This window comes from Cytobacillus sp. EB106-05-05-XG126 (assembly GCF_058791715.1).
This window is the reverse complement of record NZ_JBYTDU010000001.1, coordinates 1,802,851-1,827,694: the sequence shown is the minus strand read 5'-3', so window position 1 is coordinate 1,827,694 and position 24,844 is coordinate 1,802,851. Positions and strand designations below refer to the sequence as shown.

Below are 24,844 nucleotides of genomic sequence, written 5' to 3'. Positions count from 1 at the left end.
TATTTGTAGTATGAATTAAAAAGGAGTTTTCATAAGTGGTAATATTTCGGCATAAGCAGCATAGCTATTTTGCACAGGCAGCCTCTAATAGGATGTCTGCGATGTGAACTGCTTTAATCTTATGCTGCAAACCTTCCCGTTCGATCCCCAGCTTCATCTGCAGAAGACAGCCTGGATTAGAGGTCACGATCACTGCAGCATTTGCTGACTTGGCCTGAATCATTTTATGATCAAGTATTTGCATAGACATTTCAGATTCAACAATATTATAAATACCGGCAGAACCGCAGCATCTGTCCGCATCTTTCATTTCCCTGAATTCAATGCCCCTGATTGAATTCAGAAGCGTACGAGGTGCTATGGAGGTTTTCATGACATTGCGCAAATGGCAGGAATCCTGATAGGTTACGACCTGCCCCGGAAGCTCAAGTTGAACTTTTTTATGAAATTCAAGTTCATATAGAATTTGGCTGATATCTTTGAGTTTTTCCGAAAACTTTACAGCTCTTTCATGCCATTCCCGGTCATCTTTAAGCAGGTGGCCATAGTCAATAAGGAATGCACCGCATCCTCCTGCATTTGTGATGATATAGTCTGCGTCCAGTTTTTCAAAAGCTTCTATGTTCCGCTTTGCCAGATCTTTAGCTGTCTGCTTTTCACCGCTATGACCGTGAAGAGCACCGCAGCAAGCCTGATTTTGAGGAATATGAATTTCACATCCGGCAAGCTGGAGAAGCTTTATTGTTGCATTATTGGTTTCAAGGAACATCGTGTCCATTAAACACCCGGTAAAAAAAGCGGCTTTCTTTACTGGCTTTTCTGCTGGGAAATAGGATGGTCTATTTTTCATTTTTTTTAATTTTGGTACTTGAGGAAGTACCTTTTCCATTGCACCGAAGTTTTTTGGAAGCCAATTCAGCATCCCTGTTTTTCTGGCGGCCGATTGCAGGCCTGAACGCTGATAAAAGCCCAACAGCCCTGCAGCTGCCCTCATTCTGTTCTGATGGGGGAAAAGCCCATTAAAGACCAAATTGCGAACCGCTCTGACCGGAAGTGAGTGTTTCTTATTCTGGTTAATAATATCCCTCGCTTCTTCCAGCAAGTGTCCATATTTTACCCCAGAAGGACATACAGGTTCGCATGCCCGGCAGCCAAGGCAAAGATCAAGAGATCTCTCAACATCTTCATCCGGTTCAATCAATCCGTCAGCAACAGCTTTCATTAATGCAATCCGTCCCCTTGGAGAGTGCGCTTCTTTAAAGCCTGACTCGACATAAGTAGGGCATGAAGGGAGACAAAACCCACAGCGCATGCAATTCAGGAGCTCATCTTCATCCATTCGCTTCTCAAATTCTTCCTGAATGACTGTCTGTTCTTTTAATGTTGTCATTGTGTAACCACCACACGTTTTCTATTGTCCTTGGCAAAAATTTTGCCGGGATTAAGAATATTATTGGGGTCTAAGCCAGTCTTTACAGCCTTCATGGCATCGATCCCTGCCTGGCCCAGCTTCAGTTCCAGATAAGGAGCTTTCATGACTCCTACTCCATGTTCTCCTGTTATAGTTCCTCCTAATTCTATCGCCTTGATAAAAATCTCTTCAAAAGCTTTTTCAACCCGTTCCATTTCGTTTTTATCCCGGGCATCTGCAGGGCATGTCGGATGAAGGTTTCCATCACCCGCATGGCCAAAGGTACAGATGGAGAGCCCGTATTTTTGGGAAATTTCATTTATGGCTTTTACCATATTGGCAATTTCAGATCTTGGCACTGTAGCATCTTCAAGAATGGTTGTCGGCTTTAAGCGTGCAAGAGCCGATAAGGCGGCACGTCTTGCTGTCCTTAAGGCTTCGGCTTCTTGTTCAGATTTTGCAAGCTGTACCGATACAGCTCCTTGCTTTTGACAGATTTCAGCCATTTTTTGCATATCCTTTTCCACAACGTCAACCGGCCCATCCTGTTCGATAAGAAGTACAGCTTTAACATCAGTCGGCAAACCGATTTGTGCGAAATCTTCTACTGCTTTTAGTGTTGGCTGATCTAAAAATTCAAGCGTGGCCGGAATGATTTTGTCAGCGATGATCTTTGAGACGGATTTCGCAGCTTGTTCCAGATCCTGAAAGAGAGCAAGCATTGTCTGTTTTGCTTCAGGAAGCGGGATTAACTTTAATGTGGCTTCTGTAATAATTCCTAAAGTTCCTTCAGATCCAACCAGCAGCCTGGTAAAATCATATCCTGCCACGTCCTTTGCAAGCTTGCCTCCCGTTCTGATAATGTCTCCGTTCGCTAGTACAGCTTCCAGTCCCATCACATAGTCCCTTGTAACACCATATTTTAATCCGCGCAGTCCGCCCGAATTTTCATTGATGTTTCCGCCGATTGTGCTTATCTTCATTGAACTTGGATCAGGGGGATAAAAAAGCCCTCTTGCTTCAACCTGATTAATCATATCAAGCGTGATAACACCCGGCTGCACTGTAGCTGTCAGGTTTTCTTCATCGATTTCAATAATATTATTCATATGCTTAAACAGGAGAACAATTCCGCCTTCTGTAGGACAGGTGCCTGCACATAAATTGGTGCCTGATCCTCTTGGTACGATTGGAATTCCTCTGCTGCTGCAAATTTTGAGGATTTGGGAAATTTCCTGAGCGTTTCGCGGACTGATCACCGCATCGGGCATCGATTGGAAATTGGGAGTTGCATCATAAGAATAAACGAGGCGCCCGGCTTTTGAGTCATCATAATTTTTTGCGCCAACAATGGCGACAAATTTTTCTTTTATTTGAACGTCAACCAAATAGATCCTCTCCTTTACTAGCAGGCTGGCAATATCTATTCTTTAAGTATAAAAAAAGCAGGGAGCACCCTGCTATAGATAATTATACAAATATTAAGGTGTATTTTAATTATTTTTTGTGCCTTCCTCCAAAAGCTTTACAGCAATGAATAATTTCATTAAATCATTCAAATTTGAAGGATACAGTCCTGAAAGCTCTGATATTTTCTTTAGCCTGTAATGAAGGGTGTTTATATGTATATGCAGGGCCTCAGCAGTATTTTTCAAAGAGTGATTTTGCCTGAATAGCTCCTTAAGAGTAACCATAAGATCCTCTTCATACATAAAAGTGCCGATGGTTCTTTCTATAAAGTCCTTCTTAGTTTCCGGAGAAAGGTCATCAAATATCATTTCAATGGTCAAATCCTGATCAAATATGATGTTGCCCCGGTCTTTTGCGATTTTTAAAGCTCGTTCTGCCTGCATAAATGATTCGGACAGACTGATGGGAGGCAATGGTTTTCCGGTGCCGATACTTACTTTGGCAGCGAGCAGGTTTTCCAGAAAACGATGGAATCGTGTGATCTTTTCCCTTATGCTGCGATCTTTTTCTGCTGAAGAAACCCCTGCTAAAAGGACAATTCGATCATTGCCCCAGCGAATCAGAATATCATTGGGCCCTGCTTCCTTCCAGGATAATATTCTGTTCCAAAGATCACGATGAAGCAACTGGCTATTTTGCCTGAATTCTGCGATAGATGCCTGTCTATCCACTGAGAGGTTTATTTTCAGCAGATGGGCCCGTTCTTTGAATGCGGGATCCCACTCCTTAGTCTGCAGCCAGTCAAACATAAAACCCTCCATTGCTCGGGCCTGCCAATCGAGCTGCTCAGCAAAGTAACTTTCGCTGATAAACAACTCTGTCAGTTTGCGGATGATTTCTGCGAATGGGGATATTTCATCGGGATTACCGGTAATGCCAATTACACCAACAGTTTCCCCTTTGAAAAATATCGGCAGGTTAATGCCAGCTTTTACACCCTGAAGGCGTGATTGATCCTTCCTGGTAATAATCAGCTTTTCTTTATGTTTTATAGTAAGCAATGCTCCTTCGTGAAAATTGCCTATTCTGCCGGCGTCTGTGCTTGCAATGATCACTCCGCAGGTATTGGCAACTATGATATCTTCCTGAAGAAACTGACGCACTTCAGCTATGATTTTTTCAGCCAGATCAGGCAGCAGCATATTAAATCTCCCTTTGGTTTTTGATTTAATTATATATAAATAAAAAACTTCCTGCGAATTTTCTAATATCCCTTTTAAAAACCGGGTATATTCATTATGATAAGGGTTAGAAAAATTTTGAAGGGGACAGGTATGATATGTGGAAGGACGTAAGAAGCTGGCTTGATAAACTAACACCTGCCCAAGTAATATCCGGATATTATTTATTGGCAGTATCTGTATCGGTACTTTTATTAAGAATACCGGCTGTACATAAGCCGGGAGTGGAGGTTGCATTTATTGATACGGTTTTCACTGCTGTAAGTGCAGTCAGTGTTACCGGTCTGACAGTGGTGGATATATCAGAGACATACAGTGTTTTTGGTTATTTTGTCATAATGTTCATCCTTCAGTTTGGCGGAATAGGGATCATGGCGCTGGGCACCTTCTTTTGGCTCCTGCTGGGCCGCAGGATTGGCTTAAGAGGGCGCCGCCTCATAATGGTCGATCATAATCAATATGCCTTGTCAGGACTAGTAAATTTAGTCAAAGAAATCATTAAAATAATATTGGTGATTGAAACGCTGGGTGCACTCATATTGGGTTTTCATTTTCTTAAATATTATCCGGCATGGGATGATGCATTCCTGCACGCGCTGTTCGCATCTGTCAGTGCAACAACTAACGGTGGCATGGATATAACGGGAGCCTCTCTTAAACCTTATGCCGGCGATTATTTCGTGCAGCTGATCAATATTATTCTGATTACGTTAGGAGCTATTGGTTTTCCTGTCCTCATCGAATTAAAGCAATTTCTATTTCGGAATAAATGGGATCAGGAGCCATCTTTTCGATTCTCCTTATTTTCAAAATTGACGACTGTTACGTATGCAGCTCTTCTTGTGTTTGGAACGGTTATTTTGCTTATCATGGAATTTAATCAATATTTTAAAGGCATGAACTGGCATGAGAGCTTCTTTTATGCATTCTTCCAATCCGCTACCACCCGGAGCGGCGGTCTTTCAACCATGGATGTTAACGAGTTTACAATGCCTACACTCGTCATAATGAGCATTTTAATGTTCATCGGGGCGTCACCCAGTTCTGTCGGCGGGGGCATCAGGACGACTACCTTTGCTGTAAATATCCTTTTTATCTATCACTTTGCAAAAGGAAACAGGGATATAAAAATATTTAAAAGAGAAATTCATGAAGATGATATTCTGAAGTCTCTTGCCATCACACTGCTTGCTATTGGAATGTGTTTTTTCTCTGTAGTCATTCTAAGCATTACAGAAAAGCAGATGGAGCTTATTGAAATTATTTTCGAGGTCTGTTCAGCTTTTGGTACTACGGGCCTTTCGTTAGGAATCACACCTGATTTATCAATGATTGGGAAATGTATCATAATGGCCTTAATGTTTATTGGAAGAATTGGATTAACCTCTTTCTTATTTATTATAGGCGGAAAAGAAAAACAGCCAAATTACCATTATCCAAAAGAGCGAGTTATCATTGGCTAAAAAAGCAGGCCGGAATATTTTTTTCCGGCCTGCTTTTTTTTAGAATTTCCTGCAGTTAGGTAAGTACGCTCCGATCTTTTGAGTCAAAGCGATTCCCTATTTTCAATCTGTTCCGCGGCTGACATCCTTAGTCGGATGCATGAAAGGGTAGGCTTGAGGCGGCTTTTTGCTTTCAAGGAGTTCTTTGTTTTCTGTTGTATTCCAGCCGATATCATTTGTAGGATGAATCCATTCGTCTCCAGCCATAACTGCAGGATCTGTTTCATCACTCCAGTTTTCCAGCGGTGAACTGTTTGAGGAATAATGACTGTCCCCGATCGTTACGCCAAAAGAATTTTTGAAAGGAGGCTGAAGCTTCATGCCTGTGTCCTTAAAGCTCGGAGCTTCAATTTGATGTGGAAGTGTCTCGTCAATGCCAATGCTTTTATTTAACTTCTTTTCATTTGTCATAAGCGGCTCATTCCTTTTTACTCTATTTTTTGTTCTGAAGAAAAATTTATGAATGCAAAATAAGGAAGGCACAGTGAGGAATGAAACCGCTTATTTTACTAAAAATAAACCTGTGTTAAAACTGAAAATTAATTTAACACGGAAAAATTTTGTCAGGAGGAGATTGGGATGGCAAAACGAAAAGCTGAGTATAATGCTGTTGAAAAATACAGTAAGACTCCTAAGAAGAACCTTCAGGAATCGGAGTTTTCAGCAGAATTCAGCCAGGGAGAGAATCCCATGAAAATGGCTAACCGCAACTCCAAACATGGGAGAGAGGGAAGAGCTTAGTGGATCAAAATAAACCACGAAAAACAAGCCGGCAGAATGACTCTGCCAACGTAGAATTCGGCATGGAGTTTGGTGATATAAATGCCGGAAAATTTTATGAGCTGCCCTTTATGAACCGTGATAAAGATAAAAAGAAAGATCGGGATAAATGCTAAAAAACCGGCAGTTTTTTTCTGCCGGTTTTTTTCATTATTGTAAAGGACCCGAAAAGATAGAGACTTCTTCAGAGCTTGAATCGAAATAGGCAAGCAGAACAGAGTCTTTCTTTTCAATTAATCCCTCGTTAATATACCTTTCGATATCAAAGGATAATCTTTCACTTAAGGTATGTTTGTATATTTCTTTTTCATTCAGCTGAAGATTTAAGAAGCTTTCTCCCAGCTGGTTTGGGTTTTCGAGCAGAGACTGGTAAAGCTTTGATCTTTCGGATTTTTCAAAGCTTGGCTGCCACCATGGTTTTCTGGGCTTATATTTTTGTTTTGAAATATAGTCAAACTTCATTAGTCCTTCGGCTATATCCAAATCAGCAATTTCTTTTGTTTGAAGAAATTCAAAAAGTCGTTTGAATAAATCCTCAAGCTGATGCCCAATTCGGGACCAGCCTTTTTGCTCCCAATAGCTGCCGAACTCCTGGAAAAAATCGAAGGGAGTCGGAAATACTTTTGTAACCAAATATTCAACAGTTGCATCCATTCTATGGTCATTCCAATATTTCTCTAATACATCTTCGACCTGTTTAATGCGAATGATGTCATCGAAGGACAAAACATTATTTCCTAATATTTCATATGGTGAATGGTCCATATAAATATATTGATGATCTTCTGCTCTTAAGCGAAGTCCCGTGCCTCTCAGCATTTTTAAGAAGCCGAGCTGGAGCTCTTCCGGCCGCATGGCAAATACATCGTTAAATGTTCTTTTGAAGGAATCATAATCTTCCTCAGGCAGTCCGGCAATTAAGTCGAGATGCTGATCGATTTTTCCTCCATCCTTTACCATTGTGACTGTTCGGCAAAGCTTGTCAAAATTCTGCTTCCTCATGACCAATTCATTTGTATAGTCGTTTGTCGACTGTACGCCAATTTCGAATCGGAATAATCCTCGTGGTGCTTCCTTATTCAGAAATTCAATTACCTCAGGTCTCATAATATCTGCGGTGATCTCAAATTGAAAGACAGTTCCCGGCAGATGCTCATCAATCAAAAATTGGAACATTTCCAAGGCATAACTGCGGCTAATGTTGAATGTGCGGTCCACAAATTTTAGGGTTTTTGCACCATTCTTCATTAAATATCGGATATCGTTCTTGATTTTTTCCCTGTCAAAGTACCGCACACCTACTTCAATAGAGGAAAGGCAAAACTGGCAGCTGAATGGACATCCCCGGCTGGTTTCTATATAAGTGACACGTTTAGAAAGGTGGGGAATATCTTCTTCAAAGCGGAACGGTGAAGGCAGATCGCGCAAGTCCAGCTTATTCCGCTGTGGATTAATGCGAACCTGGCCGTTTTCCCTGAAAGCAAGACCATGCACATTTTCCATATTCATGGTGCTGTTCAGCTCCGTCAGCAGCTGTTTGAAGGTTTCCTCACCTTCTCCGATCACAATGTAATCAAATTCTTGTATATTGTTCATCCAATCTGCAACATCATAAGTCACTTCTGGTCCTCCGACTACAATATAAATGGAGGGATCAATCTTTTTAATCATCTTAATGACCTTAATGGTTTCCTCGATATTCCATATATAACAGCTGAATCCGATCACATCAGGCTTTTTGCGGACCAGATCTGTAACGATATTCATTACCGGATCTTTAATTGTATATTCGGCTAATTCCACATCGAAATCAGGCTGAGCGTATGCCTTGAGATACCGGATCGCTATATTTGTATGAATATATTTGGCATTAAGCGTACTGGCGATAACTTTCATTTATTTCTGAACTCCCTTGTTAGCAACTTAAACATCATATAATTGTAACATATTTTTGACTGAAAAAAAGGAAGTAAAACATTGACATATGTTAAAGAAGATAAACTATACCAATTATTATAATATTTATAAAAATACAACAATTCGCATTATAACTATAGTAAGATAATAGAAAATAAAATAATTAGCTGGGAGAGGGAATAGAGATGAAGGTAAGTCTTTTTGCAACATGTCTGGTAGATATGTTTCAGGGAAATGCAGGCAAGGCAGCAGTTGAACTGCTCGAGCGGCTGGGGTGTGAAATAGATTTCCCCGAAGCACAGGTCTGCTGCGGCCAGCCTGCCTACAACAGCGGGTATGTGAAGGAATCAAAGGAAGCCATGAAAAGGATGATCACGGCATTTGAACATGCAGAATATGTTGTTTCCCCTTCCGGATCCTGCGCCTATATGTTTCATGAGTATCCGTATGTTTTTAAAGGAGACTCTGTATGGGAACCCAAAGCAAAAAAGCTGGCAGAGAAAACATACGAACTTACTCAATTTATCGTTGAAGTTCTAAACGTGGACGACGTCGGGGCAAGTTTAAAAGGGAAGGCCACCTATCATACATCCTGCCATATGACCCGGCTCCTTGGAGTTAAAGAAGCTCCCATGAGACTATTGAAAAATGTGAAGGGCCTTGAATTTGAAGAGCTTCCAGGCAAAGAGCAATGCTGCGGTTTTGGGGGTACTTTCTCCGTGAAAATGGCACAAATATCGGAACAAATGGTAGATGAAAAGGTTGGGCATATAGAGGAGACTGAAGCGGAAATTCTTATTGGAGCTGATGCAGGGTGCCTGATGAATATTGGAGGCAGGATTGGAAGGCAGGGAAAACCCATAAGAGTTATGCATATTGCTGAAGTGTTGAATTGCCGCTGAGAAATTAATGGACATGCTATGTTACAGGAGGAATAGTTATGGCTATGAAAATAGGAACAAACGACTTTAAGGATCGTGTAGATTCCGGAATAAACAATTCCTTTATGAGAGGGGCAGTGTCAGGTGCACAGGAAAGGCTTCAGACTAGAAGACTTGATGCTGCCGCAGAACTTGGAAATTGGGAAGAATGGCGTTCGCTATCAGAAGAAATTCGCCAGCATGTACTTGAAAATCTTGATTTTTACTTATACCAGCTCAGCGAAAATGTAGCTAAAAGGGGAGGGCACGTTTACTTTGCTGAAACTGCTGAAGAAGCCTCTGCTTATATACGGGAAGTAATTGAAAAGAAGAATGCAAGAAAAGTGGTTAAATCAAAATCAATGGTAACCGAAGAGATTCATTTAAATGCCACATTGGAAGAGGCGGGGTGCCAGGTCATTGAAACAGATTTGGGAGAATACATTCTTCAGGTGGACGACCATGATCCCCCATCACATATTGTGGCGCCTGCCCTTCATAAGAATAAAGAGCAGATTCGGGATGTTTTTACAGAAAAACTAAACTATCAGAACACAGAAAAGCCGGAAGAGCTTGCTTGGCATGCGAGAGAAATGCTTCGCCACGAATACTTAACCGCTGATGTTGGCATTACGGGCTGCAACTTCGCTGTGGCTGAAACAGGTTCAATTACATTAGTGACTAATGAAGGCAATGCAGATCTTGTGACTGCCTTGCCTAAGACACAAATTACGGTAATGGGCATGGAAAGGCTGGTCCCGACTTACGAGGAAATGGAAGTGTTAGTCAGCATGCTGACCAGAAGCGCGGTTGGACAAAAGCTAACGAGTTATATAACTGTTTTGACTGGTCCAAAAGAAGAACTTGATGTTGATGGACCCGAGGAATTCCACCTTGTCATTGTAGACAATGGCCGCTCATCGATATTAGGAGGGGAGTTTCAGTCCATTCTGCAATGTATCCGCTGCGCTGCATGTGTGAATGTTTGTCCAGTGTACAGGCATGTTGGAGGCCATTCCTACGGATCGATTTATTCAGGCCCGATCGGAGCGGTTCTGTCACCCCTTTTAGGCGGCTATGATGATTATAAAGAATTGCCTTATGCATCAACCCTTTGCGGGGCCTGTACAGAAGCATGTCCAGTCAAAATCCCTCTGCATGAGCTGCTTCACAAACACCGGCAGGTAATTGTCGAAAAAGAAGGAAGGGCTCCAATATCGGAAAAGATGACGATGAAGGCCTTTGGACTGGGGGCAGCTTCACCTTCCCTTTATAAATTGGGTTCTAAACTGGCACCGGCAGCCATGAATCCATTTACAGCTGGCGACAAAATTACAAAGGGGCCCGGCCCTTTAAAGGCATGGACAGAAATCAGGGATTTTCCAGCTCCTAATAAAGAAAGATTTCGTGATTGGTTCAACAACCGGCCAAAAGGAGGCGGACAGCAGTGAACGGAACTATTCAGAATCGGGACGCTTTTTTAAATAAAATTGCAGGCAGACTGGGAAGGGAAAAGAGAATTTCCGGAGCTGAAAGGCCAAAGTGGAGCTATAATCCTCAAGACGCCATCTTTAAAGAAGCAGATGCAGATGAGCTTCTTGAAGCTTTAAAAACACAGTGCACGAAAATTCACACTGACCTTCTTGTAACAAAAGCCGCCAATTTGCCGGATACTCTTAAAGAGATTGCAGCCCAGTACGGAGGCGGTCCAGTAGTAACCTGGAAGGATGACCGTTATAGACAGTTTGGGCTTACGCAGCTATTTGAGGAAATTTGGCCAAAAGAGAATGTGGAAGTATATGAATGGGATTATTCTGCTGGAGAAACTAATGTTGATTACGCAGAAAAGGCAAATATCGGCATCACCATCAGTGAAATTACTCTGGCTGAATCCGGAACAGCAGTCCTGTTCAGCAGCAGAGACCATGGACGGTCAGTCAGTTTTCTGCCTGCTGCTTCCATTATCCTTATTCCGAAAAGCACCCTGGTTCCGCGCATGACACAGGCTGCAAGGATCATCAGGGAAAGAGTAAGCAGAGGGGAGCTGGCTCCTTCATGCATTAATTTCATAACCGGACCAAGCAATTCAGCAGATATTGAGATGAACCTCGTTGTGGGAGTCCATGGGCCTGTAAAGGCTGCTTATATTGTTATAGATGATTTATAATGCCTGAGCACCTGGCATCATAAGAACGAGAAAAAACGCCAAACTTTTGTTGGCGTTTTTTTGCAGCGTCCCAAGCGAGATTCGAACTCACGACCTACAGCTTAGGAGGCTTCAGCTTATATGGCTGGGTTAGCCTCTTTATATGTACAAACCAATAAATCTAAAAATGAAAGTAAAATGAATGAAAAAATATGGAAATTTATGGAAGAAAATGATAGAGTTGAAGAGTACTTAATTCTCAAGCCCGATATGCTATTAAAAGAAGAATAGGAGATTGTAATGAAAAAATTTGTTACCATTGTATTGACATTTGTTATGCTTTTCTCTATCCTGTCCCCTACTATTTCAGGAGCAGAGACATCAGAAGTTATTGTAGATGAAGGATTAGTATTAGAAGATACTGTAGTAGAAGAAATAACTGAAACTACAGGAATTGATGTAACAGGGCAAGATTTAACTACATATGAAGAAGATTTTGACTTTCTAGTAAACGACCCTATTTTTATGGAGATGGAAGAACATTTTATCCTTACTGATCAAGATGTTTCTATTGAAGATAACAGTGTAAGCGGTCAGTGGATTCCTGTTGCAGCTGCTGCAATTCGACTTCTTACATCGAAAGTTGGTAAAAAAGGAATGGAAAAGGGGTGGGCATTAGCAAGACCGTATGTAAAGAAGTTTGTAGATGCACCATCAAAGTATGACTTGGATGGTCCTGGTAGCGGGGGAAGAATTATTCAGCTAAGGAAGAAAGGCTCAACTACTTTATTCAGGCTTGATTATGCCCCAATAAAACATGGCAGAGATCCTGTACTTCACTACCATGTACCACCTAATTTAAAAGATCATCATGTAATTAAATTCTAAAGGGTAGGGATAATATGATTTTTGATGACAGATACCATTTACATGTAGGTTATTATGAAGATGGACATGATATAGAAGGTATTTTTATGAAAGAGAAAAACGGAGAGAAATGGTGCCTGTTTTTCGATAATGATTATTATAAAAAAATTCTTAATAATAAGGATTATAAGTTTTATGAGGGCTTTGGTCTACTCGTAAGAGAGTATCATATTAATGATGATTTGACTTTTGAAAAAGGTTCACAACTACTTAAGGATTTTTTAATAGAGGAAAACGTCATATAAAATCTTTAACTGCATCTCGGAAATGAGTATTAAGTACATTTACATTTTCTGTATAATTGATCCTAACTGAAAAGACTGACACCTATATAAAGGTGACAGTCTTTTTCTTATATTACTAACATAAAATTAGATAATTATTTAACTTTAAAGTTATGTTTAAATTTTGATGTGTTGACGAACTGTTGACGAAAAAAGTCAATAACGGTCCTTTTTAAACTTGTAGGAACAAACTTTATTCCTTCTGAAACCTTGACATATAAGAGATTTTCCATAATAACTTTATTGATTCCGTGACTGTTTGCCACTTTGACAGGGTAGAATTCACTGATTTGAAGTTGCCTGAATAGAGGTATGAAATTATAAATAAAATCGATTCGACCCCAAACCGACCCCAAACTAGGAGTTTTAAAGATTATGGATAAACAAATCGAATAAAATAAAAAGCGCGAACCCCCTTGATATACATGGGTTTCGCGCTTTTCTTTTGTAGCGTCCCAGGCGAGATTCGAACTCACGACCTACAGCTTAGGAGGCTGTCGCTCTATCCAGCTGAGCTACTGAGACATGTTGGAATAATTAAATTGGTTGCAGTACAAATATGATTAGCATATCCTGTTTCTTCCTCTGCAAGCCTATACAAGGAGCAAATGCGTCGAAACAAAGCTGCAGAGATGTATTTCAGTGAAGTTTACTCTTAGCTGAGCTACTGAGACATGATGGCATAATTAAATTGGTAACACAGTTACTTATTATAACCGCATAATCAAAAATGGTCAATGGTTATGCCTAACAGTAAAAACCGGCCAATAATACATGACCGGCTTCCGATCTAACTAGTTAGTTTTTTACGATAAAATCTTGCATAAGCCCTTGATCTATCTTTCAGCTTCTTTAGCTGTGAAGTCTTCAGTTCAATGATTGGCTGTGCAAATGAAGTAATCAATTTGCTTGAGAGAAGCAAGGTCAGCAGCAGCGATATACCGGCAAGCAGCAGAAAGTTTTCAGGTTTAGTGAAGAAACCCTGTACTTCACTTTCTCTGAATACCCGTACAAAGAACCCGTGAAGCAGATATACATAAAGTGTATTCTTTCCTAAATTAGTAAAGAAATATTGTTTGCGCGGCACAAAAGCAAAGAAGCTAAATACCATGATCAAGCTTAGGATATAAAAGCCCAATCTCGTAAAGACTGCTCCAATGGATGCTGCCCCCATTTCTGTATATGGCTTCGATCCAAGCAGCCATTTGTAATCCACTTCAGGGTAAAGGTAAAAGCCGATAAAGACGACAGCAAAAATAGCAAATGCACTAATCCTGAACTTCGGCTGGAATAGAGCATATAAATGCTCTTTCTTTAAATAATATCCCAATAAAAATAAAGGGAAGAAGACAAACGTCCTTGATAAACTTAAATAGTTTGAAATCCAATCAGCATATCCGACAGCAAGCCCTATGATAAAAGCAGCTGCCAGGGAGTAAACCGCTTTATACTTTGCGAAGAATAAAAGCATGATATTCCAGCAGAACATGCTGATCAGGAACCATAATGACCAATGCGGGTTAAAAGGATCCAGCTCAAAGGTGCCTTTATTATATAAAAAGTAATAAAAAACAGAATAAATAACCTGGAAAATGATATATGGCAGTATAAGTTTTTTGGCAATTTTCTTTATATAGCCTTTTTTATAAAAGCCTTTTGCAAAAAAACCGGATACCAATATAAATGCCGGCATATGGAACGTATAAATCACTTTATATACTGTATAAATTGTCTCATTATCTTCAATAAAAGAGCGGAGCAAATGCCCGAAAACGACAAAGAAGATCAGGATAAACTTAGCATTGTCGAAGTAATAGTCACGTTGTTTCATATGTCCTCCTCTATTAAAGACCCCCAAAAAAATACTCTATCTGTCTTTACCCACTTTAACATGAAGCAAACTTCATTTCTCGTGTAAATAGGAGGTTTTATTTACAGAAAAAGTAAATTAAAAATTTTTTTTAAATGGCTGTAACATACTAATTAAAACTCTGTTGTATAAAAAAATCGGCCAACCAACTCATATATTATAAGGATGAAAATACCTTTTGCAAGCCTGTTTCAAAATTTTTGAGCTGATTGTCACTTTTGTTTCAGATAAATGGTAGCAGTACGTATAGTCTGCCAAGCCATAAATAGATGCACTCCCTAGGAAAGAAATCCTAATGGGAATAGCCCGGAGAATTGCCAGTTAAAAATAAATTGGAAAAATAATCTTCAAATGTCTTTTTTGTTCTATTATAATGAATTGAAAGAATAGTAAAAAAGAATTAGGAATTAATCTAGTTCAATTGTTGCAGCCGGTTAAATCACAAAGGGGGAAGTATATTGAAAGGGGTAAGGAAATTCATATCAGGAAAGAAGGAACGAAAAGCTTCATCAAAGTCTAAAAAGCCTGATATAGGCAAGTTTTTTAATAAAATGGCCGGCACAAGCTGGTGGAAGAACCTGAAGCTTGGACAGAAATATGGGGTCGCGCTTTTTGTGACCATTGGTCTATTCACAGTTTCAACCGTCCTTACTTTTTTTCTGCTTACAATTGCCAATTCAAAAATGGAGACTGTTAGGGATTCAGGAGAAAAAGCCATTAAAATTACTGAATCAGCGGTCACATTCCATCATAAAGGGAGCACGATTGGAAACTTTATCATTGACTCCAATCCAAAACATTTAAAGACATTTGACCAGCTGACAGAGGAATTTAATAAATTAAAGAAGGAAATTTCTCCGGATCTTAGAAATACAAAATCCAAAGATCTTTTTAAGCAAATTGATGAAAATGATCAAAAAATCACCAGTTTATTTCATGATGTCATTGAGCCAAAAGTCAAACTTCAGCATGAAAGAGAATATAGGCTTGGGAAATTGCAGGCAGATAATATTATTTCTGAAACGGTTGAGAAATTGAATACCCTTAGCAGCATGATGAAAGAGGATCAGCAAAAAGCTGTATCTTCTGCTAAATCCAGTCTGATCCTAACTTTGATAGCACTTGGCATTTCAATCATCGTTTCCGCTTTTCTTGGAGTCGCAAGTATTGTTTTTATAGGACGTATTATTTCAAAAAAGTTAACTTCAATCGTACAGTTCTCAAATGAAATTGCAAAAGGAAGCCTCAATGCAGATTCAGTAGTATATGAGGGTAATGATGAAGTGGCACAGCTTAGCAGAGCCATGAATTCCATGAAAGAAAAACTGCAGACTATGATTCAGGAAATTAATGCAGTTTCTGGATATGTTACAGAAAGAAGCGGAGAACTGAATATTGCGGCAAATGAAGTAAAAGCAGCCAGTCAGCAGGTTGCTTCAACCATGCAGGAGCTTTCAGGAGGGGCTGAAGATCAGGCTGGATCTGCAACACGTTTGTCCTTATTGATGGACGAGTACCTGGAAAAAGTGAAAGAAGCGGCATACAGCGGGAATGAAATTAAGAGTGCTTCTACAGAGGTGTTATCGCTTACTGAGGATGGAAACAAGCTTATGAAAAAATCCCAGGAACAAATGGGATTAATTAATGGGATTATGAAGTCGTCTGTGGACAAGGTTAATGGGCTGGATGATCAGACCAAACAAATCTCGAGGCTGGTTAAAGTTATCAAGGAAATTGCTGACCAGACCAACCTGCTCGCATTAAACGCAGCAATTGAAGCTGCCAGAGCCGGTGAGCACGGAAGAGGTTTTGCAGTTGTGGCAGATGAGGTGAGGAAGCTGGCTGAGCAGGTATCCTATTCAGTATCGGATATCACCAAGATTGTCGGAGGTATTCAAGCAGAGTCTAACAGTGTAGCCGTGTCACTTCAAGCAGGCTATGTTCAGGTTGAAAAGGGAACGGAGCAAATCCAACTGACAGGACAAACATTCCAGAAAATTTATGAGGCAATTAACTCGATGTCTGCCAATGTCAGCGATATTTCCCGCAGCCTAGAGCAGGTATCAATTAACTCTTCACATATGAACCAGTCTATTGGCAATATTGCTGCAGTATCTGAGGAATCTGCTGCAGGCATCGAACAAACGAGTGCATCAATGGCTCAGACTAACCATTCAATGGAGGAAATTTCAGATAATGCACTGTCTCTGTCGGAATTGGCAGAACAGTTAAATGAAATGATTACAAAATTCAAACTGTAAAATCCAGGCATACTCTTGATAGGGTATGCCTCTTCCTTTCTATCCAGAGCACTTATATAAAAAATAATTTAAGATAGTTTTCCCTGAGATTTAAAGGTTTTAGTCTAATTTTGTAGAAATATTTAATTAATTGCAAATCCCAATAGGAGGAAATAGAGTGGTCATTATGAATCAGGAAATCAGGAAACTCTATGCCAGGATTGAGACTTTGGAAAAGGAAAATAATATATTGGCTAATGGCAATTCATCTGGATTGGATCTATTCTCTCACTCAAAAGATGGAATTTTAATTTTTGACAGCGAGGAGACAATAGTTGATGTCAACCCATCATTTGCTGAGAGTATAAAGATGGATAAACAGCAGCTGATAGGCAGGAGCCTGTGTGAAATCGTGCCGGATAATAAGCATTTCAAGCTAGAAAAGCAAAAGGAGCTATTGAAAAAGAATAATAGTGTCAGGGGCATCCTTCCAGTATATAGCGGCAGTAGTATTATAGAGTTTGATTTTGCTACCAGCACTCTTAATGAGAGCGGTCTTTTTATGTGTATATTAAGAGATGTCACGAGTAAGCGGCGCCTTGAACGGAAAGTGAAAAAGAATGAAGAGCTGTATGCGGACCTATTTATAGAAGCTCTGGATGGCATCATTTTTTGGTGTAGTAATGGCGAAATCATCGATGCTAATGAGGCTGCTTGCCGAATTTTTGAATGTACACATGATGAACTGATCAAAAGACAGGTAAAAGATTTTGTTTATGAAAAATCGGAAAGATACAGAAATATTGTTAAAGAGATGTTCATTAAAGGCTCAATAAGGGATGAGCTTGTTTTTCTAATGCCAAACGGACAGTTTAAATCTTTGGAATTTACAGTGAAATTGAACTCTGTTGAAGGCTACCATATGACCATCTTCAGAAATGTCAGTGAGCGCCACGCCATGGAAAAAAGCTTAAGGGAAAGCGAGCAAAAATTTCGGATGGTATTTGAAGGGGCTCTTGAAGGTATTCTTCTCTGGAACGATCAATTTCAAATAGTCGATATTAATCAATCAGGCCAGAGAATGCTGCAGATGTCAAAAGAAGATCTTGTAGGGATATCACTTCACAGTATTTTGAATGACTGCAATATAACTGATGATGAGTTAAAAGAGCAGATAAGAAGCATACACTCAGATGGGCAATCAGACGGGAACCTTTCCATTACTCTAAAATCAGGCAGAAAGAAATTCTTCGAGTTTTCCAACAAGCTGAATATTTTTTCTAATATCAGTATGACGACATTTAAAGATATAACTGAGAAGCTGGAAATGGAAGAACAGCTTCGGAAATCAGATACCTTAAATGTCATTGGAGAATTGGCAGCGGGGATTGCACATGAGATCAGAAATCCGATGACGGCCCTTAAAGGCTTCATACAGCTTTTGGAGGGCAGTGTAAAAGAAGATCATACGATGTATTTCAATGTGATAACCACAGAGCTCAGCAGGATAGATTCAATTATTAATGAATTTCTTATTCTTGCAAAGCCTCAAGCTGTCAAATTTGTAGAAAAAGACATATCACAAATCATGAAAGAAACAGTCGATCTCCTTAGTGCCCAAGCCGTGCTGCACAATGTTCAATTCAGAACTTATTATGAACAGAATTTGCCCAGGGTTTTCTGTGAATCCAATCAAATGAAAAAGGTTTTTATCAATATAATAAAAAATGCAATTGAAGTCATGCCTAAGGGTGGATATATTACAGTATCCATTCAAAAAGAATCGGAACAAAGAATTCACATATCCATAGGGGATGAAGGCACTGGAATTCCTGCACATAAAATAAAAAAGCTAGGTGAGCCTTTCTATACTACAAAGGAAAGAGGTACTGGACTTGGCTTAATGGTTACATATAAAATTATAGAAGAACACAAGGGCACAATTGAAGTGGAAAGCAAACTGGGTGAAGGAACTGTTTTCCACATTTATTTGCCCATATAATAAAGGCGGGAATGAAATGACAGGCAGAGTGTATTCTAAAAAAATGACACCGGCTGGAGACATTTACATCGTAGCACAAAATGGAATCCTTTTGGCTTTATACATGGGGGAAGCTGATTTTCTGGAAGGGGAAGAGGTCTCATCATTGCATCTTAATCCCTCTGACTCTTTGTTAAAAAAGTGCGCTCTCCAGCTTGAGGAATATTTTGACGGATATAGGAAAGAGTTTGATATCCCTATAGAGCCTCATGGCACTGAATTTCAAAAAACAGTATGGAAAGAGCTTTGCCTCATCCCATTTGGCGAGACAAGAAGCTATCAGGACATTGCTGTTAAAATAGGGAAAGACAAAGCTGTGCGGGCCATTGGACAGGCAAATAAGGCCAATCGCCTTCCAATTATTATTCCTTGCCATCGAGTTATCGGCAAAAATAAATCTCTAACCGGGTATGCAGGAAGCAGGACAGAAATTAAAGAAATATTATTATCCCTTGAAGGGGCTAATTATGCAAAATAGTTGTCAAAATCACCCCTTAAGGTGATTTTTTTGTTTTTTAAATTTTGTTGACGAGAGAAATGTATTCGATTAGTATCTAATTAGATGACAATCGAAATGAGGTGCTGCATTATGCAATTAAATCGTTTAGTAGCTTTTTATAAAACTATGGGAGACCCCACCAGAATCCGGATTGTATTTCTCCTTGCCAAAGGGCCGCTGCATGGCCAGGCGATAGCCGGAAAGCTTGGCTTAACTCCGCCAACTATTACGCATCACCTAAATAAACTGCGGGAAATAAACCTTGTTTATCAAAGGAGAGATAAAAATACTGTTTATTTTTACCTGAACGAATCTGTACTGAAACAACAGTCAGGTGTTCTTGAAAAATTGGCAGACAAAGAGGAGGTTAAAAAAATGGAGGAACTAAATTCAGAAAACCAGAAGGTTATTGAAAATTTCTTTACACGGGATGGAAAGCTGAAGAACATTCCAGCCCAGAGAAAGAAGAAACTTATGGTTTTTGAGCACTTAATTAAAGGGTTGAAAATGGGCAAAAAATATCAAGAAAAAGAGCTTAACGAATATATCAAACAATATCATGAAGACTATGCTACTATACGCAGAGAATTTATAATCAACCATTATATGTACCGTGAAAATGGAATTTACGAGTTAAACCCTCCTGAAATGTGGGCAAAAATAGAAGGGTAAGCAGGGGCCCTGACAGGGCCCTCTGCAATGTCATCCACGGTAAAAATCCGGTTTGCGGTCATCAAAAATCGGAATTAAGCTGCGGACTTCCTTCACTTTATCCAGGTCAATTTCAGCATGCAGGATTTCTTCGGTTTCAGAGCCTTCAGCAAGCACATCACCCCAAGGATCTATAATCATCGAATGGCCTGCAAAGACATTAGCAGGATCAGAGCCGGAACGGTTGCATGCAATGACATAGCATTGGTTTTCAATGGCGCGCGCAATCAAAAGTGTACGCCAATGGGAAAGCCGGGCCAATGGCCATTGTGCTACTACGAATAAAGCTTCTGCCCCTTCCGCTGTATGGGACCGTATCCACTCAGGAAAACGGATATCATAACAGATCATTCCTGCAAATTTCCTATTGTCCAGAGAAAATTCTCCTCTGGCTGACCCTCCTTTCAAATAGAGATGCTCATTCATAAGCTTAAATAAGTGCAGCTTGCTGTATTCATGTATAAGGTCTCCATTGTTATCTACAATCAGCAGCGTATTGTAAATGCCCTCAGCTGTTTTCTTTGCAACAGAACCGCCAATCAGATGGACCTTATTTTTTTGAGCAATCTCTTTCAAAAAAGCCAGTGCGAAGGCTGCATCCTGGTCCGCAATTTCATCCAATCTGGTCAAATCATAGCCTGTCGTCCAAAGCTCCGGAAGAACCAAAACGTCCGGATTAGACTTGAGCGCTTTATGAATCATGGCTTCAGCCGCTATAAAATTCTTCTCAGGTTTTCCAAAGGCAATATCCATTTGTAAACAGGCAACCTTTAATTTCATTTAACTCCCCCGCAATCATCTTTTCCTTATGTTATGATTAGTCCGATAGATAGAAATTTTCTAAATTTTACTTTACAACTTATCATTTACGTTATATCATTTGTGACTATATTTTCAATCATTTTTTTTAAGCAGGTGATCAATTTGATTAATTATTCGCAATCAGAACTATTAAAAAGTCTGCCAAAACAGTTTTTTGCCTCATTGACAGCTAAGGTGGGGAAAAAGCTTGAACAGGGTCATGATGTCATCAACCTGGGACAGGGAAATCCTGATCTGCCTACCCCGGAGCATATTGTCAAGCGTCTTCAAAGTGCAGCCGAAAACCCTCAAAACCATAAGTACTCTCCTTTTCAGGGTTACCCGTATTTTAAAAAGGCAGCAGCTGACTTTTATAAAAGGGAATATAATGTGGATTTGGACCCCGATACTGAAATAGCCATCCTTTTTGGAGGAAAAGCAGGGCTTGTTGAAATTCCTCAATGCCTTTTAAATCCCGGGGACAGCGTATTGGTTCCCGACCCGGGATATCCTGATTACTGGTCAGGAGTTGCGCTTGCTAAAGCAAAAATGGTAACAATGCCTCTGAGAGAGGAAAATAACTTCTTGCCTGTTTACAGTGAGTTGCCTGCTGAAAAGCTTAATTCAGCCAAATTAATGTTTCTTAATTATCCAAATAACCCTACTGGAGCAGTGGCAAACATTGATTTTTTTCAGGAAACAGTCGAATTGAGCCGAAAGCATGGTATTTGCATCGTTCATGACTTTGCATATGGCGGTATTGGATTTGATGAAAAAAAACCTGTAAGTTTTCTTCAGGCAGAAGGGGCAAAAGAGGTCGGAATTGAAATTTATACTCTTTCAAAGACCTTTAATATGGCTGGCTGGAGAGTAGGGTTTGCCGCTGGAAATGCAAGCGTTATTGCAGCACTGAACCTGATGCAGGATCATCTTTACGTCAGCTTGTTTGGAGCTGTTCAGGAAGCTGCGGCAGCTGCTCTGTCAGGCTCACAGGATTGTGTAAAAGAGTTGAATTCGATCTACGAATCCAGACGAAATACATTCATTTCCGGTCTCAGGGAAATCGGGTGGGATGTACAAGCTCCTCAAGGCTCCTTTTTTGCATGGCTTAAGGTCCCGGAATCATTTACATCTGAAGAGTTTTCTGAGTATCTCCTGGAAAAAGCGCATATTGCAGTTGCACCAGGCAATGGGTTCGGCCAATTTGGAGAAGGATTTGTGAGAGCCGGTTTGCTGACATCTGAAGAAAGACTTAAAGAAGCGGTAAGGCGAATGCAAAAATTAGACCTATTTTAATTTTTTCAAAAATTAAATTGACAAAAGTATTAAGCACTGTCATAATTCTAATTAAATTTCTAAATTAACTGAATAATAGATTTCGTTTTCTTATCAAGAGCAGGCGGAGGGACTAGCCCTATGAAGCCCGGCAACCGACTTAAACTTAAGCACGGTGCTAAATCTTGCAGCTTATAGCTGAAAGATAAGAAGATGTTAGATTGCTATGCTAACCTCTTCTTATTTGAAGAGGTTTTTTATTTTTCTCATTCTTTGATATTGAAAGGAAGAAGATTCATGAGCGAAATTATTGCAGTGTACCTAATACATGATGAAAAACATAATCCGGAGAAAAAAGCGGAGGAGATTGCTATAGGTTTAACGGTGGGATCATGGACCCATCTGCCGGAGCTTGAAAAGCAGCAGATGGCGAAGCATAAAGGCAGGGTCGTTTCTGTTGAAACCGTTACAAAAGATGCAAAAAGTAAGGAAACAGCAGCAATTATTAAGATCGCCTATCCTGCTGTAAATTTTAGTCCGGATTTACCGGCAATATTAACAACAGTCTTTGGGAAACTGTCTCTCGACGGAAAGATTAAACTTTTGGATTTACAGTTTTCCAATGAACTAAAAAATTTTTTCCCCGGACCTCGATTTGGGATTGAAGGGTTAAGGGGAAAATTGAATGTATATGACAGGCCTCTTCTGATGAGCATCTTCAAAGGAGTGCTCGGCAAAGATATGGATTTTTTGACTTCACAGCTGCGGGAACAGGCTATGGGCGGCATAGACCTTGTAAAAGACGATGAAATTTTATTTGAAAACAGCCTTACACCGTCAGAAGCGCGGATAAAGGAAGGAAAAAAGGTGTTGAGACAGGTTTATGAAGAAACGGGCCATCGGACCTTATATGCTGTAAATTTAACAGGCAGGTCGTTTGAATTAAGAGATAAGGCAAGAAAGGCATCCATTCTTGGGGCTGATCTTCTTCTTTTCAATGTATTCTCTTATGGGCTCGATGTATTGCAGGCTTTGAGGGAAGATGATGAGATTGAACTGCCAATCATGGCACATCCTGCAGTCAGCGGAGCCCTTTCAGCTTCAAGTGTTTATGGGATCTCCTATCCTTTACTTTTAGGCAAACTGCTCAGGTATGCAGGGGCAGACTTGTCTCTTTTCCCATCACCTTATGGGTCAGTAGCCCTTGAAAAAACACAGGCATTATCAATTGCGGATAGCCTGACTGGGAAGGATTTTTGCAAAAGAACTTTTCCGGTACCCTCAGCCGGCATCCATCCGGGTTTAGTGCCATTGCTATTCGAAGACTTCGGAATAGACAGTGTCATCAATGCCGGAGGCGGCGTACACGGGCATCCGGATGGGGCAAGAGGAGGCGGTTTGGCATTCCGCCAGGCGATTGATTTAACTTTAAAGGGAGCTTCTTTAGCCGATGCTCCATCAGACTTCCCTGAATTAAAAAAAGCGATTGATTTGTGGGGATACAAAAAGGCGGATGTACACAATGGCTAAAATAGCGGTATTTTGCGACTTTGATGGAACTATTACCGAAAAAGATAACATCATCAATATTATGAAGCATTTTGCTCCTTCTGGGTGGGAGGGGATAAAAAATCAAGTCCTGCAGCAGGAAATTTCTATTAAAGAGGGAGTAGGAAAGATGTTTTCCCTTCTCCCAAGCAATCTGAAAAGTGATCTTACTGATTTCACCTTAAAAAATGCAAAGATAAGAGAGGGATTCCAGCCGTTTGTCAATTATCTGGCAGAAAAAGATATACCGCTTTATATAGTAAGCGGGGGAATAGACTTTTTTGTAGCTCCCGTTTTGGATAAGTATGGACCCTTTGAAGCAGTGTTCTGCAATGGTTCAGATTTTAGCGGGGAAACAATAAAAATTTTATGGCCCCATAGCTGTGATGAAAAATGTGAAAATAGTTGCGGCTGCTGCAAGCCTTCCATTATGAGAAAATTAGAGGATGAGGACACATTTAAAGTGGTAATCGGAGATTCTGTAACTGACCTTGAGGCTGCAAAACAGGCGGACTTTGTCATAGCAAGAGACCTGCTGCTGGAGAAAAGCAAAGAAATGAACCTTAAACATAATTCTTTTGATACGTTCTATGATTGCATTGAAGTCTTAAAAAATTTGAATGAGGTGAGAGTATGAGCAGACTTGAGGAAAAATGGAATGAGCTTGCAGATATTAAAGCGGAGCTCGCGGAAAGGGACTGGTTTATGGGAACGAGCGGAAATCTGGCTATTAAAGTCAGCGCAAGCCCGCTTCAATTCCTTGTAACTGCAAGCGGAAAGGATAAGCGGAAACGGACTGCAGAAGACTTTCTGCTGGTGGATGAATTTGGCCGGCCGGTGGGCGAAACCCATTTAAAGCCATCCGCTGAAACACTTCTGCATACAGAAATATACAGAAGAACAAAAGCTGAATGCAGTCTCCATGTACATACAATTGATAATAACGTCATCTCAGAAATTTATGGCGACCAGGAGGCAGTAACCTTTAAAGGACAAGAGCTCATTAAAGCATTTGATAAATGGGAAGAGGATGCTGTCCTTAGGATTCCGATTATTCCTAATTATGCGCATATTCCTGCGCTGGCAAAGTGTTTTTCTTCCCATGTACATGAAGATTCAGGTGCAATTTTAATTAGAAACCACGGAATTACAGTATGGGGCAAAACCTCTTTTGAGGCTAAAAAGATCCTGGAGGCTTCAGAATTTCTGTTCCGATATCAGCTCAAGCTTCTGGAACATAGAGCCAAACAATTATCAAAAGTAGTGTAATTCAATAGTTCAAAATAATGCAGAAAAAAATTTTAATAGAGAGGGTTGATCA

Annotated in this window: 24 protein-coding genes, 1 tRNA gene and 1 riboswitch; of the genes, 17 read left to right on the top strand and 8 right to left on the bottom strand. The window is 40.1% G+C overall.

All coding sequences use genetic code 11. From position 1 onward, the window contains the following. Positions 1 to 64 precede the first annotated feature (64 nt). From AC3WTL_RS09065 to AC3WTL_RS09055, 3 genes are all read right to left on the bottom strand, one after another. Positions 65 to 1,390, bottom strand: a complete 1,326-nt coding sequence (locus AC3WTL_RS09065; protein WP_248346756.1) for a (Fe-S)-binding protein — start codon at positions 1,388 to 1,390, stop codon at positions 65 to 67. Further along, positions 1,387 to 2,799, bottom strand: coding sequence for a glycolate oxidase subunit GlcD (gene glcD, locus AC3WTL_RS09060; protein WP_248346758.1), 1,413 nt, complete (start codon positions 2,797 to 2,799; stop codon positions 1,387 to 1,389). Before glcD ends, AC3WTL_RS09065 begins: the two co-directional genes overlap by 4 nt. A 105-nt stretch (positions 2,800 to 2,904) precedes the next feature. Beyond that, on the bottom strand, positions 2,905 to 4,023 hold the full coding sequence (locus AC3WTL_RS09055; protein ID WP_248346760.1) for a sugar diacid recognition domain-containing protein: 1,119 nt from the start codon (positions 4,021 to 4,023) through the stop codon (positions 2,905 to 2,907). Between the two features lie 137 nt (positions 4,024 to 4,160). On the opposite strand from AC3WTL_RS09055, the gene AC3WTL_RS09050 reads away from it, so the two are divergent. Next, positions 4,161 to 5,525 (top strand): TrkH family potassium uptake protein, encoded by a 1,365-nt coding sequence (locus AC3WTL_RS09050; RefSeq protein ID WP_197214712.1) that lies wholly within the window; start codon positions 4,161 to 4,163, stop codon positions 5,523 to 5,525. Positions 5,526 to 5,627: 102 nt separating this feature from the next. Here the strand turns inward: AC3WTL_RS09050 and AC3WTL_RS09045 are convergent, their stop codons facing one another. Then, positions 5,628 to 5,975: a DUF3905 domain-containing protein gene (locus tag AC3WTL_RS09045; RefSeq protein WP_076256918.1), complete on the bottom strand. Its 348-nt coding sequence runs from the start codon at positions 5,973 to 5,975 to the stop codon at positions 5,628 to 5,630. A gap of 168 nt (positions 5,976 to 6,143) precedes the next feature. Here AC3WTL_RS09045 and ykzP point away from each other — a divergent pair, with 168 nt between their 5' ends. Continuing rightward, positions 6,144 to 6,305, top strand: coding sequence for a protein YkzP (gene ykzP, locus AC3WTL_RS09040; protein ID WP_166672519.1), 162 nt, complete (start codon positions 6,144 to 6,146; stop codon positions 6,303 to 6,305). Next, positions 6,305 to 6,460, top strand: a complete 156-nt coding sequence (locus AC3WTL_RS09035; RefSeq protein WP_197087781.1) for a protein YkzE — start codon at positions 6,305 to 6,307, stop codon at positions 6,458 to 6,460. The genes ykzP and AC3WTL_RS09035 overlap by 1 nt, the downstream gene beginning before the upstream one ends. Positions 6,461 to 6,494: 34 nt before the next feature. On the opposite strand, the gene AC3WTL_RS09030 is transcribed toward AC3WTL_RS09035, so the two are convergent. After that, on the bottom strand, positions 6,495 to 8,240 hold the full coding sequence (locus tag AC3WTL_RS09030) for a B12-binding domain-containing radical SAM protein (RefSeq protein WP_492369300.1): 1,746 nt from the start codon (positions 8,238 to 8,240) through the stop codon (positions 6,495 to 6,497). A gap of 206 nt (positions 8,241 to 8,446) precedes the next feature. Between AC3WTL_RS09030 and AC3WTL_RS09025 the strand changes: the two genes are divergently transcribed. The 6 genes from AC3WTL_RS09025 (at position 8,447) to AC3WTL_RS09000 (ending at position 12,499) form a co-directional block, all read left to right on the top strand. After that, positions 8,447 to 9,163 carry a (Fe-S)-binding protein gene (locus AC3WTL_RS09025; RefSeq protein ID WP_222497226.1) on the top strand — a complete coding sequence of 239 codons (717 nt, stop codon included), beginning with the start codon at positions 8,447 to 8,449 and terminating at the stop codon, positions 9,161 to 9,163. 38 nt (positions 9,164 to 9,201) lie between these two features. Beyond that, positions 9,202 to 10,632, top strand: a complete 1,431-nt coding sequence (locus tag AC3WTL_RS09020) for a LutB/LldF family L-lactate oxidation iron-sulfur protein (RefSeq protein WP_248346763.1) — start codon at positions 9,202 to 9,204, stop codon at positions 10,630 to 10,632. Further along, the gene (locus AC3WTL_RS09015; RefSeq protein WP_222497218.1) at positions 10,629 to 11,348 is read left to right on the top strand and encodes a LutC/YkgG family protein; all 720 of its coding nucleotides are present in this window, start codon (positions 10,629 to 10,631) and stop codon (positions 11,346 to 11,348) included. Before AC3WTL_RS09020 ends, AC3WTL_RS09015 begins: the two co-directional genes overlap by 4 nt. A gap of 120 nt (positions 11,349 to 11,468) precedes the next feature. After that, complete coding sequence (locus AC3WTL_RS09010) at positions 11,469 to 11,618, top strand: hypothetical protein (protein WP_222497217.1); 150 nt, start codon at positions 11,469 to 11,471, stop codon at positions 11,616 to 11,618. 9 nt (positions 11,619 to 11,627) lie between these two features. Continuing rightward, positions 11,628 to 12,215 (top strand): hypothetical protein, encoded by a 588-nt coding sequence (locus AC3WTL_RS09005; protein ID WP_222497214.1) that lies wholly within the window; start codon positions 11,628 to 11,630, stop codon positions 12,213 to 12,215. Between the two features lie 14 nt (positions 12,216 to 12,229). Further along, positions 12,230 to 12,499, top strand: coding sequence for a DUF3986 family protein (locus AC3WTL_RS09000; protein ID WP_197214727.1), 270 nt, complete (start codon positions 12,230 to 12,232; stop codon positions 12,497 to 12,499). Between the two features lie 490 nt (positions 12,500 to 12,989). Here AC3WTL_RS09000 and AC3WTL_RS08995 read toward each other — a convergent pair. Then, positions 12,990 to 13,063 (bottom strand) — tRNA-Arg (locus tag AC3WTL_RS08995). A 265-nt stretch (positions 13,064 to 13,328) separates the two neighbouring features. Continuing rightward, on the bottom strand, positions 13,329 to 14,369 hold the full coding sequence (locus AC3WTL_RS08990; protein ID WP_163142899.1) for an acyltransferase family protein: 1,041 nt from the start codon (positions 14,367 to 14,369) through the stop codon (positions 13,329 to 13,331). 497 nt (positions 14,370 to 14,866) lie between these two features. On the opposite strand from AC3WTL_RS08990, the gene AC3WTL_RS08985 reads away from it, so the two are divergent. The 4 genes from AC3WTL_RS08985 (at position 14,867) to AC3WTL_RS08970 (ending at position 19,860) form a co-directional block, all read left to right on the top strand. After that, positions 14,867 to 16,669 carry a methyl-accepting chemotaxis protein gene (locus AC3WTL_RS08985; RefSeq protein ID WP_261391093.1) on the top strand — a complete coding sequence of 601 codons (1,803 nt, stop codon included), beginning with the start codon at positions 14,867 to 14,869 and terminating at the stop codon, positions 16,667 to 16,669. A 166-nt stretch (positions 16,670 to 16,835) separates the two neighbouring features. Beyond that, on the top strand, positions 16,836 to 18,650 hold the full coding sequence (locus tag AC3WTL_RS08980) for a PAS domain-containing sensor histidine kinase (RefSeq protein ID WP_492369385.1): 1,815 nt from the start codon (positions 16,836 to 16,838) through the stop codon (positions 18,648 to 18,650). 16 nt (positions 18,651 to 18,666) lie between these two features. Further along, positions 18,667 to 19,167: a methylated-DNA--[protein]-cysteine S-methyltransferase gene (locus AC3WTL_RS08975; protein WP_197245577.1), complete on the top strand. Its 501-nt coding sequence runs from the start codon at positions 18,667 to 18,669 to the stop codon at positions 19,165 to 19,167. Positions 19,168 to 19,278: 111 nt separating this feature from the next. After that, positions 19,279 to 19,860, top strand: coding sequence for a DUF2087 domain-containing protein (locus tag AC3WTL_RS08970; protein ID WP_222497207.1), 582 nt, complete (start codon positions 19,279 to 19,281; stop codon positions 19,858 to 19,860). A gap of 30 nt (positions 19,861 to 19,890) precedes the next feature. On the opposite strand, the gene AC3WTL_RS08965 is transcribed toward AC3WTL_RS08970, so the two are convergent. After that, positions 19,891 to 20,679, bottom strand: coding sequence for a carbon-nitrogen family hydrolase (locus AC3WTL_RS08965; RefSeq protein WP_492369299.1), 789 nt, complete (start codon positions 20,677 to 20,679; stop codon positions 19,891 to 19,893). A 144-nt stretch (positions 20,680 to 20,823) separates the two neighbouring features. Between AC3WTL_RS08965 and AC3WTL_RS08960 the strand changes: the two genes are divergently transcribed. From AC3WTL_RS08960 to AC3WTL_RS08945, 4 genes are all read left to right on the top strand, one after another. Beyond that, positions 20,824 to 21,996, top strand: a complete 1,173-nt coding sequence (locus AC3WTL_RS08960; protein ID WP_261391092.1) for a pyridoxal phosphate-dependent aminotransferase — start codon at positions 20,824 to 20,826, stop codon at positions 21,994 to 21,996. Between the two features lie 87 nt (positions 21,997 to 22,083). After that, a riboswitch (SAM riboswitch) is annotated at positions 22,084 to 22,187 on the top strand. An 85-nt stretch (positions 22,188 to 22,272) separates the two neighbouring features. After that, positions 22,273 to 23,505, top strand: coding sequence for a 2,3-diketo-5-methylthiopentyl-1-phosphate enolase (locus AC3WTL_RS08955; RefSeq protein WP_492369298.1), 1,233 nt, complete (start codon positions 22,273 to 22,275; stop codon positions 23,503 to 23,505). Continuing rightward, positions 23,498 to 24,160, top strand: a complete 663-nt coding sequence (locus AC3WTL_RS08950; protein WP_197214732.1) for a 2-hydroxy-3-keto-5-methylthiopentenyl-1-phosphate phosphatase — start codon at positions 23,498 to 23,500, stop codon at positions 24,158 to 24,160. The genes AC3WTL_RS08955 and AC3WTL_RS08950 overlap by 8 nt, the downstream gene beginning before the upstream one ends. Next, a complete protein-coding gene (locus tag AC3WTL_RS08945; RefSeq protein WP_048008061.1) occupies positions 24,157 to 24,792 on the top strand; it encodes a methylthioribulose 1-phosphate dehydratase in 636 nt (211 codons plus the stop codon). The genes AC3WTL_RS08950 and AC3WTL_RS08945 overlap by 4 nt, the downstream gene beginning before the upstream one ends. Positions 24,793 to 24,844 lie beyond the last annotated feature (52 nt).

What these genes read in the sequence shown, in the direction of transcription:
- AC3WTL_RS09065 (WP_248346756.1), bottom strand. Translation starts at nt 1,390, where the DNA reads ATGACAACATTAAAAGAACAGACAGTCATTCAGGAAGAATTTGAGAAG.
- AC3WTL_RS09055 (WP_248346760.1), bottom strand. Translation starts at nt 4,023, where the DNA reads ATGCTGCTGCCTGATCTGGCTGAAAAAATCATAGCTGAAGTGCGTCAG.
- AC3WTL_RS09050 (WP_197214712.1), top strand. Translation starts at nt 4,161, where the DNA reads ATGTGGAAGGACGTAAGAAGCTGGCTTGATAAACTAACACCTGCCCAA.
- AC3WTL_RS09045 (WP_076256918.1), bottom strand. Translation starts at nt 5,975, where the DNA reads ATGACAAATGAAAAGAAGTTAAATAAAAGCATTGGCATTGACGAGACA.
- ykzP (WP_166672519.1), top strand. Translation starts at nt 6,144, where the DNA reads ATGGCAAAACGAAAAGCTGAGTATAATGCTGTTGAAAAATACAGTAAG.
- AC3WTL_RS09030 (WP_492369300.1), bottom strand. Translation starts at nt 8,240, where the DNA reads ATGAAAGTTATCGCCAGTACGCTTAATGCCAAATATATTCATACAAAT.
- AC3WTL_RS09025 (WP_222497226.1), top strand. Translation starts at nt 8,447, where the DNA reads ATGAAGGTAAGTCTTTTTGCAACATGTCTGGTAGATATGTTTCAGGGA.
- AC3WTL_RS09020 (WP_248346763.1), top strand. Translation starts at nt 9,202, where the DNA reads ATGGCTATGAAAATAGGAACAAACGACTTTAAGGATCGTGTAGATTCC.
- AC3WTL_RS09010 (WP_222497217.1), top strand. Translation starts at nt 11,469, where the DNA reads ATGGCTGGGTTAGCCTCTTTATATGTACAAACCAATAAATCTAAAAAT.
- AC3WTL_RS09005 (WP_222497214.1), top strand. Translation starts at nt 11,628, where the DNA reads ATGAAAAAATTTGTTACCATTGTATTGACATTTGTTATGCTTTTCTCT.
- AC3WTL_RS09000 (WP_197214727.1), top strand. Translation starts at nt 12,230, where the DNA reads ATGATTTTTGATGACAGATACCATTTACATGTAGGTTATTATGAAGAT.
- AC3WTL_RS08990 (WP_163142899.1), bottom strand. Translation starts at nt 14,369, where the DNA reads ATGAAACAACGTGACTATTACTTCGACAATGCTAAGTTTATCCTGATC.
- AC3WTL_RS08980 (WP_492369385.1), top strand. Translation starts at nt 16,836, where the DNA reads ATGAATCAGGAAATCAGGAAACTCTATGCCAGGATTGAGACTTTGGAA.
- AC3WTL_RS08975 (WP_197245577.1), top strand. Translation starts at nt 18,667, where the DNA reads ATGACAGGCAGAGTGTATTCTAAAAAAATGACACCGGCTGGAGACATT.
- AC3WTL_RS08970 (WP_222497207.1), top strand. Translation starts at nt 19,279, where the DNA reads ATGCAATTAAATCGTTTAGTAGCTTTTTATAAAACTATGGGAGACCCC.
- AC3WTL_RS08965 (WP_492369299.1), bottom strand. Translation starts at nt 20,679, where the DNA reads ATGAAATTAAAGGTTGCCTGTTTACAAATGGATATTGCCTTTGGAAAA.
- AC3WTL_RS08955 (WP_492369298.1), top strand. Translation starts at nt 22,273, where the DNA reads ATGAGCGAAATTATTGCAGTGTACCTAATACATGATGAAAAACATAAT.
- AC3WTL_RS08950 (WP_197214732.1), top strand. Translation starts at nt 23,498, where the DNA reads ATGGCTAAAATAGCGGTATTTTGCGACTTTGATGGAACTATTACCGAA.
- AC3WTL_RS08945 (WP_048008061.1), top strand. Translation starts at nt 24,157, where the DNA reads ATGAGCAGACTTGAGGAAAAATGGAATGAGCTTGCAGATATTAAAGCG.